The 12,400-nt window shown below is 42.0% G+C and carries 11 protein-coding genes; 4 read left to right on the top strand and 7 right to left on the bottom strand.

Annotated elements, in window-relative coordinates; all coding sequences use genetic code 11:
* Positions 1-9 precede the first annotated feature (9 nt).
* Positions 10-219, top strand: a complete 210-nt coding sequence (locus tag BI198_RS00540) for a DUF2909 family protein (RefSeq protein ID WP_070047787.1) — start codon at positions 10-12, stop codon at positions 217-219.
* A 6-nt stretch (positions 220-225) separates the two neighbouring features.
* On the opposite strand, the gene BI198_RS00545 is transcribed toward BI198_RS00540, so the two are convergent.
* The 5 genes from BI198_RS00545 to lexA form a co-directional block, all read right to left on the bottom strand.
* Positions 226-1,104, bottom strand: coding sequence for a cytochrome c oxidase subunit 3 (locus tag BI198_RS00545; protein ID WP_070047788.1), 879 nt, complete (start codon positions 1,102-1,104; stop codon positions 226-228).
* A gap of 1 nt (position 1,105) precedes the next feature.
* Complete coding sequence (locus BI198_RS00550; protein WP_070047789.1) at positions 1,106-1,669, bottom strand: cytochrome c oxidase assembly protein; 564 nt, start codon at positions 1,667-1,669, stop codon at positions 1,106-1,108.
* A gap of 4 nt (positions 1,670-1,673) precedes the next feature.
* On the bottom strand, positions 1,674-3,260 hold the full coding sequence (gene ctaD / locus BI198_RS00555; RefSeq protein WP_070047790.1) for a cytochrome c oxidase subunit I: 1,587 nt from the start codon (positions 3,258-3,260) through the stop codon (positions 1,674-1,676).
* A 3-nt stretch (positions 3,261-3,263) separates the two neighbouring features.
* A complete protein-coding gene (coxB, locus tag BI198_RS00560; RefSeq protein ID WP_235605186.1) occupies positions 3,264-4,406 on the bottom strand; it encodes a cytochrome c oxidase subunit II in 1,143 nt (380 codons plus the stop codon).
* Between the two features lie 314 nt (positions 4,407-4,720).
* Positions 4,721-5,338: a transcriptional repressor LexA gene (gene lexA, locus BI198_RS00565; protein ID WP_070047791.1), complete on the bottom strand. Its 618-nt coding sequence runs from the start codon at positions 5,336-5,338 to the stop codon at positions 4,721-4,723.
* 47 nt (positions 5,339-5,385) lie between these two features.
* On the opposite strand from lexA, the gene plsB reads away from it, so the two are divergent.
* Positions 5,386-7,920 carry a glycerol-3-phosphate 1-O-acyltransferase PlsB gene (gene plsB / locus BI198_RS00570; protein WP_235605187.1) on the top strand — a complete coding sequence of 845 codons (2,535 nt, stop codon included), beginning with the start codon at positions 5,386-5,388 and terminating at the stop codon, positions 7,918-7,920.
* Here plsB and tesB read toward each other — a convergent pair.
* Complete coding sequence (tesB, locus tag BI198_RS00575) at positions 7,917-8,786, bottom strand: acyl-CoA thioesterase II (RefSeq protein ID WP_070047792.1); 870 nt, start codon at positions 8,784-8,786, stop codon at positions 7,917-7,919. The two genes, plsB and tesB, sit on opposite strands and share 4 nt — an antisense overlap.
* A gap of 220 nt (positions 8,787-9,006) precedes the next feature.
* On the opposite strand from tesB, the gene BI198_RS00580 reads away from it, so the two are divergent.
* On the top strand, positions 9,007-9,237 hold the full coding sequence (locus tag BI198_RS00580) for a hypothetical protein (RefSeq protein ID WP_070047793.1): 231 nt from the start codon (positions 9,007-9,009) through the stop codon (positions 9,235-9,237).
* 57 nt (positions 9,238-9,294) lie between these two features.
* On the opposite strand, the gene BI198_RS00585 is transcribed toward BI198_RS00580, so the two are convergent.
* The gene (locus tag BI198_RS00585; protein WP_070047794.1) at positions 9,295-11,031 is read right to left on the bottom strand and encodes a DUF885 domain-containing protein; all 1,737 of its coding nucleotides are present in this window, start codon (positions 11,029-11,031) and stop codon (positions 9,295-9,297) included.
* Between the two features lie 277 nt (positions 11,032-11,308).
* Here BI198_RS00585 and BI198_RS00590 point away from each other — a divergent pair, with 277 nt between their 5' ends.
* Entirely contained in the window at positions 11,309-12,337 is a 1,029-nt protein-coding gene (locus BI198_RS00590; protein WP_070047795.1) for a GGDEF domain-containing protein, read from the top strand.
* Positions 12,338-12,400: the final 63 nt, after the last annotated feature.

Here is a 12,400-nt window from a genome sequence, read left to right on the forward strand (position 1 = left end):
GCGCATTTTATGTTAATTAAACTTGTTATCATCGCACTACTACTCTTTATTATTTTTAATTTATTTCGTGCCGGAATTATCATGCTGCGAACAACCAATTCCGAAGTCAGCATGTCGCGCTATCTAGGTCGCCGTTTAGTAATTTCTATTGTCCTGTTGTTATTAATTTTTCTCGCCATAGCGTTCGGCTTAATTCAGCCGAACCCCACCCCATTCTGAATTGTGTTACAGCACATAAACAAACACATATAAACACAGCCACACTACATCTACAAAGTGCCAATACCAAGCCGCGGCCTGAAAACCAAAGTGATTCTCAGGTGTAAAGTGGCCTTTTAACACCCTTAAAAAGATGAAAAACAATATGATGGCACCTAAGGTTACGTGCACGCCGTGAAAGCCTGTCAACATAAAGAAAGTACTACCATAGAAGCCTGATGCTAAGGTTAGCCCTAGATCACGATAAGCATGCACATACTCATACACTTGTAAGCTTAAAAAGCTAAAACCTAATATTAAAGTGAACAGTAGCATTAACTTTAACTGGCCACGCTTATTTTGTTCAATTGCAGTATGAGCAAAATGTAATGTTACTGATGAAATTAATAACAAGGCGGTATTAATCATCGGTAAGCCTGTCGCCGGCATAGCTTGAGTTTCTGTACCACCTGGAGTTTTTAATAGTGGCCAACTAGCTTGGAACTCTGGCCACAGTACTGCGAAGGTGCTGGCATTATTACCGCCCCCCCCTAGCCAGTTTAACGCTATCATGCGGCCATAAAATAATGCGCCAAAAAATGCCATAAAAAACATCACTTCCGACATAATGAACCAACTCATGCCCAAGCGAAAAGACCGTGACATTTGCTGGCTATACAGACCACTCATTGATTCATCAATAACATTTCTAAACCAACCAAATAGCATAATAATCAGGGTGACTATGCCGGCAAAAAGTAAATAACCGCCAAATCCTGTACGCTGATAAGTAATATCATTAATATAATTTCCTGCACCAACGGCAATTAGAAATAACGCAACCGCACCAACAATAGGCCAAGGGCTTTGTGCGGGAACATAATATTTTTCATAGCTGTTACTCATGTTATTCCCCAAATTTTGTTGGCACGCCGGCAACTTCTACCGCATTCGCTGTTACATCATATAAAGTATAAGACAGCGTGATAGTAGAAAACCGCTCTGGTAATGCCGGATCAACATAGAACTGTAATGGCATCAACATGTCTTTGCCGCCAGCTAACTGCTGCTGACTAAAACAAAAACACTCTATTTTGTGAAAATATAAAGCCGCTTGCCCTGGTGCGACGGAAGGTACTGCTTGTCCTATAATAAACCGCTGGGTTGGATTAGTAGCTAGATAATTTATCCGATGCACTTCACCCGGATGAACTTTAATGCGACTAATTTCTGGTTTAAATATCCAAGGCATGTCTTTATTAGGCCGAGCGATAAACTCAATAATAACCTCTCGACTGGTATCAATGATGGCAGCTTCAGTCGAAGCTGCCGTAGTTGCCGTTTTACCATTGATACCGGTTAAGTCACAGAACACGTCATATAGCGGTACTAACGCAAAGCCAAAGCCGAACATGGCTAAACTCATAACGATTAATTTACCGGTTAATGTTTTATGCACTGACTTAATCATATCGTTACTTCACCTCTGGAGGAGTAGTAAAAGTGTGGTACGGTGCCGGTGATGGCACTTCCCACTCTAGACCATGCGAGCCTTCCCATACATGTGCTGTCGCTTTTACTCCACCTCTAGCACATTTAACCACTACCCATACAAACAACAGTTGGGATAAACCGAATAAGAAACCGCCGACACTGATCAAAGCATTAAAATCAGCAAACTGCAGCGCATAATCAGGAATACGACGTGGCATGCCGGCTAAGCCAACAAAGTGCATAGGGAAAAACAGTAAGTTAACCGAGATAAGAGAACACCAAAAATGCCACTGCGCCAATTTTTCGTCGTACATATAGCCTGTCCACTTAGGCAGCCAGTAATAAGCCGCGGCCATAATCGAGAAGACGGCACCGGTCACTAACACATAATGGAAATGCGCTACGACAAAGTAAGTGTCATGGTATTGAAAATCAGCAGGCGTAATGGCTAACATTAGCCCAGAAAAACCACCGATGGTAAACAGGACTATAAACGCGAGCGCAAACATCATAGGGGCTTCAAAGGTCATAGCCCCTCGCCACATTGTTGCCACCCAATTAAAGACTTTAACCCCCGTTGGCACTGAGATAAGCATGGTGCAGTACATAAAAAATAATTCTGCAAATACCGGCATCCCAGTGGTAAACATATGATGCGCCCAGACCAAGAATGACAATAAAGCGATACTGCCAGTGGCATACACCATAGAGGCATAGCCAAATAAGGGTTTACGAGCAAAGGTTGGCACTATGCTAGAGATAATACCAAAAGCAGGCAAAATCATTATGTACACTTCTGGATGACCAAAAAACCAGAAAATATGCTGGAATAGTACCGGGTCACCACCGCCTGCAGCATCAAAGAAGCTGGTAGCAAAGTATTTATCGGTTAATACCATGGTGACTGCGCCAGCAAGCACCGGCATCACCATAATTAATAAAAATGCCGTCACCAACCAAGTCCAAACAAATAAGGGCATTTTCATCCACGTCATGGTTGGTGCTCGCATATTAAATATGGTCACAATAACGTTGATGGCACCCATAATGGATGAAATCCCCATGATATGGACAGAGAACACAAATAATGCCGTACTATCACTACTGTAGGTAGAAGAAAGAGGGGCGTAGAAGGTCCAACCAAATGCAGGACCGCCACCAGGCATAAATAATGATGATAATAAAATTAAAAAAGCAAAAGGTAAGATCCAAAAGCTCCAGTTATTCATCCGCGGTAACGCCATATCTGGCGCCCCTATCATCATAGGTATCATCCAGTTAGCTAAACCGGTAAAGGCGGGCATAACCGCACCAAACACCATAATCAAGCCATGCACTGTGGTCATCTGATTAAAAAAGTGAGGTTCGACAAATTGTAATCCGGGTTGAAACAACTCTAACCGGATCACCATTGCCATGGTGCCACCTATAAAGAACATCACTAACGAAAAAATTAAATATAAACTGCCGATATCTTTATGGTTGGTGGTATACAGCCAACGTGTAAAGCCTTTAGGTTTGTGGTCATGATGTTCGTCAACTGCGACAGTCTCTGTTATTCCGCTCATCTATTAATCCCCTTTACCTTGTAATGCTGCATTAACATCTGCCGCTTGAACTAAGTCGCCGGTATTGTTGCCCCATGCATTACGCTCATAGGTAATTACTGCAGCAATTTCTTTTAAACTCAGCTGCTTAGCAAAACCCTGCATTGCGGTACCGCTTTTGCCATGCAACACAATATCGATATGACCTGCCATATCTTTTAGCGCCATCTGGCTGCCTTTTAACGCGGGGAATATACCGGGTAAACCTTGTCCTGACGGTTGATGACAAGCTGAACAGTGACCAAGATACGTACGTTCGCCAACGGTCATTAACTCTTCTAATGACATATTCATCGCCAGCAGTGCTTGCTCTTCGGCTTTAGCTTCAGCATTACGCTTTTCTTCTGTTGCAACCCAAGTAGCAAAGTCTTCCGGGGTTTTGGCAATAACCACTATTGGCATAAAGCCGTGATCTTTACCGCATAACTCTGCGCATTGACCACGGTAAATGCCCGGCTCTTCAACCCGGGTCCAAGTTTCATTAATAAAGCCTGGATTGGCATCTTTTTTAATTGCAAAAGCGGGCACCCACCAAGAATGAATAACATCATCAGAAGTCATTAAAAAACGAACTTTTTTATCGGTTGGGATCACTAGCGGTCGGTCGACTTCAAGCAAGTAGTTAGGATCTTTGGCAAAGCGATTATTAATTTGCTCTTTTGGTGTCGCTAATAGCGAGTAGTAAGATACATCATGATCTAGAAATTCATAATGCCACTTCCATTGCGAACCGGTAATTAATACGGTTATATCCGCTTCAGTGGTATCTTCCATTGCAATCAGGGTTTTAGTGGCGGGTATCGCCATAAGAATTAAAATAACGACTGGTATCGAAGTCCAAATCACTTCAACTTTTGTACTTTCATGGAATTGAGCTGGTGTTACGCCGCGCGATTTTCGGTGCCGAAAAATAGACCAAAACATCAAGCCAAACACTACGGCACCGATAGCACAACAAATCCAGAAAATAGTCATGTGCAGGTTATAAACTTGCTGACTAATATCTGAAACGCCTTGAGTCATATTCAATGGCATTGCTGTTGCGTTCACCGACGCAGTGCATAGCAAAGCTGGCAGCGACCAACGAAAACTACTCGGTTTCGTCACTGGACTTCTCCTCTGTCATTTTGCAAAGCAAACTGCAGAAACTCAGTACACAGCACTACACGGCTATTTCACCTACACCGAATCTATGTTTCAAGCTTCATCAGTACATTATAATTATTTTAGTTATTATTTTATTATCCGGTTTCAGGGTTAGCGCAGAAACCAAACTGATTAAAGTGTTAAATTTAATCAGTTTCAGTCTAAGAATTGTCCATTTAAAGCAAACTGTAAACCCCTAAATGCAAAAAGCACCGGCAAACCATTGAGGTCATACCAGTGCATTTTGTAAAATAAGCTGTTGAGCTTAGTACATTTTACATCCAACCGCCTTTGCGAATAACGCCTACAGCCAATCCTTCTATGGCAAAATGCTGTTGGCGCAGATCAACTTTAATGACATCGAAATCTGCATTCTCAGGATGCAAAAATACGGTATGACCCTCGCGTTGAAAACGCTTAACGGTTACTTCGTCATCTACACGTGCCACAATCACCTGACCGGCTTCAACTTGATTGGTTTTATGTACAGCTAGCAAGTCTCCGTCTAAGATACCAATATCTTGCATACTCATACCTTGAACTTGAAGCAAAAAGTCGGCACAAGGTTTGAACATATTAGCGTCAACTTGATAATGTTGTTGCACATGTTCTGCCGCTAAAATAGGCTGACCAGCAGCAACTTTACCGATGAGTGGTAAACCTAACTGTTCAGGTGCATCATTATCCAGTAAGCGGATACCTCTTGATGTACCTGGTAACATTTCTATAGCACCTTTTTTAGCTAAGGCTTTTAAATGTTCTTCTGCCGCATTAGCAGATTTAAAGCCCAGTTGGCTGGCAATTTCGGCCCGTGTCGGCGGCATGCCGGTTTTTATCTGATAATCTTTAATCAGTTGCAAAACTTCTGCCTGTCGCGGCGTTAATGGTCTCATAATGCTGGTTACCTATACAGTTTATACTGTTAGTATATACAGGTAAGATGCAATTGCAAGTATCAGTGCTAATCGCTAACTTTACCCTAAGCCCTGACGTGGTATGCTATGCGCCGGATTTTTTTGAGGATAATGTCATTATGTTCCGCTCGGTTAAATTGTTTGCAGCGTTATTAAAGTGGCCTTTGCGCCCGTTGCTGAAGTACAAAGTAGTACCTGAACAGCCCGTTACCGAGCTTAATATAGATACTTCTCAGCCTATTTTTTATATTTGCCCTACTGAATCAGGGTCGGATTTGGCTGCATTAAAGCAGGTGTGTAAAAACTTACAACTGCCGGATCCTACTTCAGATGTGGATATTGATGGTGTAAAACACTTTCGCACCTTATTTTTAGAAAGACCGCATACTTTAGTGTTTAAACGAGGTAAAACTCAAGCACTACAGCAAGCCTTAGCATTACTTGATGCCCATCTTAAAAATCCCAGTTTACATGCCCATATTGTGCCTGTTTCAATCTTATGGGGTCGCGCTCCCGGTAAAGAAAACAGTATCAAATGGTTGTTAGGCGAAGCCCATGCGCCAAACTGGCTAGCCAAGCTATTAATCGTGTTTATATCTGGCAGGCACTCATTAGTTCGCTTTATTCCTGCTTTGTCTTTACAGCAGATGGCGGCAAAATTTGGTGCCGATAATGATACTGCACGTAAGTTATTACGTATGTCACGTTTTCACTTTTATCGACAACGCTTAGCCGCCAATGGTCCTAAACTAGTTAATCGCAGCCAACTCTTTACTGCCTTACTAGCCGCGCCAGCATTGAAAAAAGCCATAGCGGAAGAGGCAAAGTCTAAGCGCATATCTCTGGAACAAGCGCGTAAAAATGCCCATAAATTATTATTAGAAATTGCCGCAGACTATCGCTCTTCTACGTTAAGAGTTGGTGATCGAATATTAAGTTGGCTATGGAATAGGCTGTATACCGGTATTAAAATCAATAATGCCGATGTACTACGTGACTTAGCCCAAAAAGGCCATGAAATTGTCTATGTACCCTGCCATCGCAGCCATATGGATTATTTGTTACTTAGCTATGTTATTTATCAACAAGGCCTCGTTCCGCCACACATAGCCGCGGGTATTAACTTAAATTTTTGGCCGGCAGGCACCCTTTTCCGACGTGGTGGCGCTTTCTTTATCCGCCGTAGCTTTAGCGGCAATAAATTATATTCCGCCGTATTTCGCGAATATTTATGCCAGTTATTTATCAAAGGCTACTCGGTAAAATACTACACTGAAGGCGGTCGTAGCCGCACTGGCCGTTTACTACAGCCCAAGACAGGTATGTTAGCGATGACTCTTCAATCTATGCTTAGAGGTATTGACCGCCCCGTTACTATTGTTCCAGTCTATTTAGGCTACGAGCATGTTATGGAAGTAAATACTTACTTAAGCGAACTGCAAGGCTCAGGCAAAAAGAAAGAGTCAGTATTTGGTGTCATAAAAGCGATCCGAAACTTGCGTGATTATGGTTATGGCTATGTCAATTTTGGCGAGCCCTTAACCTTAAATGACTACTTAAACCAAAACGTCCCTGACTGGAAACAGGCTATTGATCCAATAGAAGTGCAAAAGCCGCATTGGTTAGCCGGTGTGGTTGACGATGTTTCACAAAATGTTATGCAGCGGATTAATCATGCTGCCGCTTTAAATAGTATTAATTTAATTGCCCTAGCTTTACTTGCCACCGATAAACACACTTTAACTAGGCAAGAGCTGGAGCAGCAATTAGATTTTTATCTGCAACTTCAGCAGCAAGCTCCTTATCATGGCCAAACCACTTTACCGCAAGCCAGCAGTAGCGAATTAATTGAGCATGCTATTAGCTTAGATAAAGTACAGCAGCATAAAGATCAGTTTGGTGAGTTGATTAGCGTCACGGCTGAAAGCGCGATCTTAATGAGCTACTATCGGAATAATATTTTGCATTTATTTATATTACCGTCGATTTTAGCCAACGCAATTTTGCATCAACGCGAAATGAGCTGGCAGGGTTTACTTAATATTGTGCGCCAGCTATATCCTTTATTACAGCAAGAAATGTTTTTACAGTTAGACGATATTACGGCTTATTGTCAGCAGGTATTGCAACATTTAGTCCAGAAAAATATCGTCCAGCAGCAAGGCGAGCTTTACTTTGCTCCCGCGCAACAAAGTAATAGCTATTTTATGTTAAGTTTATTGGCAGATAACGCCGAACACACTTTACAACGCTACGCTATGGTATTCCAACTTATCTTAACGCAACAGGCGCAAAGCCGAGCTGACTTAGAAAAGCAGTGCCATCAATTAGCTCAACGTTTGTTACAACAGCACGGCATTACCGCACCAGAGTATTACGATAAACAGCTGTTTTCTACCTTAATTAACGCGCTACGCGACAATGCTTACACCCAAAGTGATGAGCAAAGCCGTGTGCAAGCAACCGATGCTTTAGTCGAGTTAAACCACACTGTAGATAGCCTGTTACGCAATGATGTTTTGCTTAGTATCCATAGTATTATCCCTACAAGCCGCAGTTAGCGGCTTGTAGGATAAGCGCGGATAACACCTTCTTGCATGGTTGAGGCAACTAAGGTGCCATCACGACTGAAGAATTGGCCTCGTACTAGCCCTCTGCCACCAGAAGCACTTGGGCTATCAACTGCATATAACAGCCAATCATCAAAACGGAAGTCATGATGAAACCACATTGCATGGTCAATAGTCGCTACTTGCATATTAGGCGCCATAAACGATTTACCATGTGGTTGCAGCGCGGTTGGCAAGAAGTTAAAATCTGAGGCATAGGCTAATAAATATTTATGTACTCGTAAGTCTTCCGGCATAGCGCCATTCGCCTTAAACCAAACATAACGTCTCGCCTGGCTCACTTTAGGCTTAAACGGGTTTTGAAAATCAACTGGCCGCATTTCAATTGGCTTTTCGCAAATAAACTTACTGCGTAAACTTTCTGGAATAAGATCGGCATGTTGCTGATAAAAGTCTAAATCCGACACTAACTGCTCTGGCCCTGGCACTTCTGGCATCACATCTTGGTGTTCAAAACCGGTTTCTTCAGTTTGAAAAGACGCCGTTAAGTAAAAAATTGGTTTGCCATATTGAATAGCACTGACGCGGCGGGTACTGAAGCTTTTGCCATCACGAATGGTTTCTACTTCATAGACGATAGGGCGCGAAGCATCTCCTGGGCGCAGAAAGTAGGAATGAAAAGAATGCAGCTTTCTATCTTGAGCTAATGTTTCTTTAGCTGCAGATAACGCTTGGCCCATAACCTGGCCACCAAAAACCGACTTAAATCCCAAGTCTTGGCTAGGGCCTCGATATAAACCCTGCTCTATCTGCTCTAACTTTAATAATGATAATAAGCCCTCTAATACTTTACTCATCTGCTTTCCTTAATCATGCACTTGAATGGTTATTCTGCCGTAAACCCTAGTAATCAGCAAAGTTTATGCAGCAAAAAATTAATCACTGCTATTCACTGGCCGCTGGACAATTTAACTGACTGAACTACACTTTTAAGCTGAGAGGTTGTAATGTGTGTTTAGACAATATTGCAGCCTACTCAAGCTGCTACACCTTGATTTATGTTGGCCGGAGTAGAAAATGCATCGTGAAAGGCGCCATATAAATAAGGATATCCGAACTTTCTGGGACGATCTTAATTTAGCACAAAAATTTGCAGTTTCAGAACTGCAAAGATTTGGCTATGATTTATTTTGTGTCCGCCGTATGGAAAGTGGCAATTTAGCTTTACTGATCGCAGATGGTCATTTGGCCGCGATAGATAGAGATGGCGAGATTAATACCGCTCCCAACGTTAAAGTAAGATTTTAACGTTGGCAGCCACTTCATATACATTGTTAACCGCAATAGCTTTGGTAACTGCAATAGCTACGACTTTACTGCTGCCTGCTTACCGGTAATATATTGCTGTATTTGTTGCTCTAAAACTTCTAGCGGCAAGCTGCCACTGCCTAACACAACATCATGAAACTCTCTAATATCAAAGTCATTTCCTAATGCTTGCTCGGCTTGAGCGCGCAAGCGCTTAATGGTTAACTCACCTAATTTATACGACAAGGCTTGGGCTGGCCAACTAATATAACGGTCAATTTCTGTCGTAACGTTATGCATCGACAAGGCGGTATTACTGGCTAAAAAGTCGATAGCTTGCTGTCTGCTCCAGCCCATAGTGTGCATGCCGGTATCCACCACTAAACGTGCCGCGCGCCACATTTCAAAGGTTAAGCGTCCAAAATTACTGTAGGGGTCTTGGTAAAAACCCATCTCTAAGCCCAGATGCTCTGCATATAAACCCCAACCTTCACCAAATGCCGAGGTATAAAAACTACGACGGTAATCTGGCAGCTCAGTTTGCTCGCGCGCTAATGCAACTTGTAAATGGTGACCTGGTACCGCTTCATGCAAGGTTAACGCTTCCATCTCATATAAGGGTCTGCGGTCTAAGGCATAAGTATTTACCCAGTAAAATCCGGCCTGGTCATCGCGTGAAGCACCAGAATAACGCCCTGTAGTATATTTAGGTGCAAACTCTGCAGGTACTTCAATAACACCATAAGGTGTTCTAGGTAAGGTTTTAAATAACTTAGGTAATTGAGCATCAGCTTGCTTAGCTAAGTAACTAGCATACTGCAATAACTGCATTTCCGTTTTAGGATAAAACTGCTCGTCGGTCCGTAAAAAGTGTACAAAATCAGCAAAGCTACCTTTGAAACCACTATCCGCTATAACCTGATGCATTTCTGCGCGAATACGTTTTACTTCATCTACGCCAATTTGATGCACTTGCTCTGGCGTCATTTTTAACGTGGTGTAGTGCTCTAAGCGATTTTGATAATACGCTGCACCTTGCGGTAAATCGTTTGCCGCTATAGTGTCACGTGCGGCTGGCATATACTCTTTGACCATAAAATCATAAAATGCCTGATAAGCTGGATTAACCGCAGTCATCACCACGTCAGCCGCTTGGGCCGTCAATTGTTGCCACACTGGCGTTGTAATAAAGCTTGGCTGCTGTAAAAAAGGTTGGTAATAAACACTAGCGGTTGGCTCGCTAACCACATACGAAATAATACTTTGCTCAAATCCGGTTAATACCGCTTTTGGTTGAGTCATACCGGTAGCAATGCCCTGCTTCATCCAATCGGTTTGCTGTTGCATATAGGTCGGTATAGCCGCTAATTTTGCTAAATAGTTTTGATAATCTTGCTCTGTTCTCAATACTGAATTTTTAGCTATAAAAGATAAATAGGCATGAAAGCCTGATTCAGCCGTAATAGGCATCATATGAGCACCAAATTTATACTCATCAATGGCATCACTTAAACGGTAATCCAATATAGCGTAATTAATTTGGTCTTGATCCGACAATGTACTAGGATTTATGTCAGTTAATCGTTTATACCAAGCCAAACGTTGCTGATGTTGCTGTTGTAAATTAGCAGCAGACATATCCCACAACGCATCCGCTGCAGGTCGGGTTAATGCTTGCTCTGCTTGCCATAATTCTTGGGCAAACTGGCTAAAAGATTCAGCCTTTTCAGTTTTATTAGTGGCGCACCCACTAACAAAAACCAAGATTGCCAATGCTATAGTTATTTTTTTCATTGTTTTATCCACTAACTGATTTCACTTGATTGTAACTACTTTTCTAAGATAAAACAGTTAGCTCAACGGCAATAGCATGCTGTTGACCTGTTTTCATAGACTCAGTAAAGGAATAAATGCTGACCTTTAGTAATAATTTATTCATTAAATGGTTGTTTTTAAGTTTAATTACTACTTTTTGTTATTAAGCGGTTGTCAGCAAGATGAATTGGAGTAGTATAAAAGTATTAATTAACCGGTAATGAATAACTTATTGTTGTAAGTAAGGTTATCCACCTTGAAGTATCAAGATACATTTGCCCAAGCTAAAACTAAAGCAGTGACCGTTAATGCATTTATGCAGCAAAACTTTTTGCCTGCTAATCCCATTAATTATACGGTGTGCTATGAGTATGTAAGTAAAAGTAATACTGAACTTTGTCAAAGTATTGAACAAAAAATCACCGCTAACGCTCGGTTTGATAATTTTAGCATGACCGAACTCTATAACCGTTATTTAACACCCGTTAGTCAGCAGCATGAACATATTGTTTATCAAGCAACCGGCATGCTGAATCGCTTGTCCGCTAACACCGATGTTGCAGCTGAAAATATCAGTCTTTATTTAAATACCATTAATGCTCAGCTCGTCAATTTACAACAATTAACGCCGGAGCCCTCCGTGGCTAAAGTTGTTAATCAATTACAGCAAGCAACGACGCAAATCCAGCATCAACAACAACAGCTACAACAGCAATTGTTACTTGCTAATCAACACAGCCATCAGTTACGCGATGAGCTGGAGCAATTAAAGCAACAGCGATTACGCGACCCACTTACTGGCTTATATAATCGTGCAGCTATGCATAATCAAGTGGATATCTGGTTGTCAGAGCAACCGGAGCGCAATATTGCGGCTATTGCAATTAGCCTAGATCAATTCAACAACTTTAATCAGCAATATGGGGATGCTGTCGGCGATATAGTGCTAAGTAAAATTAGTAATAAGATTAGTAGCTTTATACAAGCCAGTGGTATTGCTGTGCGAACCAGTGCGGATGAGTTTTTACTATTATTGCCTGATATTGACTTACGTAGTGCCAATGAAGTTGCGCACTCAGTCAGAACTCAAGTTGCTAAGCTGCGCTTTGTTTCTGCGCGCAATCAACAAGCATTAGCAAAAGTAACGCTATCATTAGGTGTCTGTTTATATGACGCCACAGAAAATTGGTACCAATTCCTTGCCCGCTCAGCATCCGTTCTGCACATAGCCCAACAAGCGGGCCAAAACCAAATCGCTAGCGAAGCTATGGTTGCCGGTGAATAATTGATCTCAATTCAGAACATAGTAGTATATTACGCTAGATAAGTTGGCTGCTAAGCCTTTATC

This window comes from Rheinheimera salexigens (assembly GCF_001752395.1).
GTDB classification, from domain to species: domain Bacteria; phylum Pseudomonadota; class Gammaproteobacteria; order Enterobacterales; family Alteromonadaceae; genus Alishewanella; species Alishewanella salexigens.

Bases quoted from the DNA above. Each gene is read 5' to 3' on its own strand.
- BI198_RS00540 (WP_070047787.1), top strand. From the start codon at position 10: ATGTTAATTAAACTTGTTATCATCGCACTACTACTCTTTATTATTTTT.
- BI198_RS00545 (WP_070047788.1), bottom strand. From the start codon at position 1,104: ATGAGTAACAGCTATGAAAAATATTATGTTCCCGCACAAAGCCCTTGG.
- BI198_RS00550 (WP_070047789.1), bottom strand. From the start codon at position 1,669: ATGATTAAGTCAGTGCATAAAACATTAACCGGTAAATTAATCGTTATG.
- ctaD (WP_070047790.1), bottom strand. From the start codon at position 3,260: ATGAGCGGAATAACAGAGACTGTCGCAGTTGACGAACATCATGACCAC.
- lexA (WP_070047791.1), bottom strand. From the start codon at position 5,338: ATGAGACCATTAACGCCGCGACAGGCAGAAGTTTTGCAACTGATTAAA.
- plsB (WP_235605187.1), top strand. From the start codon at position 5,386: ATGCAATTGCAAGTATCAGTGCTAATCGCTAACTTTACCCTAAGCCCT.
- tesB (WP_070047792.1), bottom strand. From the start codon at position 8,786: ATGAGTAAAGTATTAGAGGGCTTATTATCATTATTAAAGTTAGAGCAG.
- BI198_RS00580 (WP_070047793.1), top strand. From the start codon at position 9,007: ATGCATCGTGAAAGGCGCCATATAAATAAGGATATCCGAACTTTCTGG.
- BI198_RS00585 (WP_070047794.1), bottom strand. From the start codon at position 11,031: ATGAAAAAAATAACTATAGCATTGGCAATCTTGGTTTTTGTTAGTGGG.